The 684-nt window shown below is 43.9% G+C and carries 1 protein-coding gene and 4 tRNA genes; 4 read left to right on the forward strand and 1 reads right to left on the reverse strand.

Going from position 1 to position 684, the window contains the following annotated elements:
* Window positions 1–53: 53 nt before the first annotated feature.
* The 4 genes from QM460_RS10455 to QM460_RS10470 all read left to right on the forward strand — a co-directional run bounded on the left by QM460_RS10455 (window position 54) and on the right by QM460_RS10470 (window position 414).
* A tRNA-Phe gene (locus QM460_RS10455) sits at window positions 54–126 on the forward strand.
* Between the two features lie 13 nt (window positions 127–139).
* A tRNA-Gly gene (locus QM460_RS10460) sits at window positions 140–210 on the forward strand.
* Window positions 211–246: 36 nt separating this feature from the next.
* Window positions 247–320 (forward strand) — tRNA-Ile (locus tag QM460_RS10465).
* A 6-nt stretch (window positions 321–326) separates the two neighbouring features.
* A tRNA-Ser gene (locus tag QM460_RS10470) sits at window positions 327–414 on the forward strand.
* A gap of 121 nt (window positions 415–535) precedes the next feature.
* On the opposite strand, the gene QM460_RS10475 is transcribed toward QM460_RS10470, so the two are convergent.
* A partial coding sequence (locus QM460_RS10475; RefSeq protein WP_414290060.1) for a transposase occupies window positions 536–684 on the reverse strand: 149 nt, incomplete at its 5' end.

The raw sequence follows: 684 nt of genomic DNA on the forward strand, positions 1-684 counted from the left end.
TCGTCGGGCTCATAACCCGAAGGTCGTAGGTTCAAATCCTGCTCCCGCAATAAGGCTCGGTAGCTCAGTTGGTAGAGCAATGGATTGAAGCTCCATGTGTCGGCGGTTCGATTCCGTCTCGCGCCATATTTGTTTTTATGCGGGTGTAGTTTAGTGGTAAAACTACAGCCTTCCAAGCTGTTGTCGCGAGTTCGATTCTCGTCACCCGCTTTGAACATTTAGTTCATTTACCAAGTTATTTAACTTGGGCGCGTAGCTCAGGTGGTTAGAGCGCACGCCTGATAAGCGTGAGGTCGGTGGTTCGAGTCCACTCGTGCCCATTAATAGGAGAATTACTCAAGAGGCTGAAGAGGACGGTTTGCTAAATCGTTAGGTCGGGTAACTGGCGCAAGGGTTCGAATCCCTTATTCTCCGTAATTAGAGCTTGTTAGCTCTTTTTTTGTGCCTTTAATTATCAAATTTTTTGGGCTCTTTGTCAACTGTAGTGGGTTGAATAAAAGCGGCTCTTTGTCAACTGTAGTGGGTTGAATAAAAGCTAACATCTGGAGAGGACAATCGTTGTCCTCTCCATTTTTATATTCAGAGCGATGAAAATTCGTTTCTTAAAGTTGTTAAAGTTCCTAAAACCAAAAGCATTTCGTTTGATGAGTTTAATGAGATTATTAGTCGCTTCCAATTTAGCGT

Source organism: Streptococcus infantis, assembly GCF_047464415.1.
In the GTDB taxonomy this organism is placed as follows: Bacteria; Bacillota; Bacilli; order Lactobacillales; family Streptococcaceae; genus Streptococcus; species Streptococcus infantis_AE.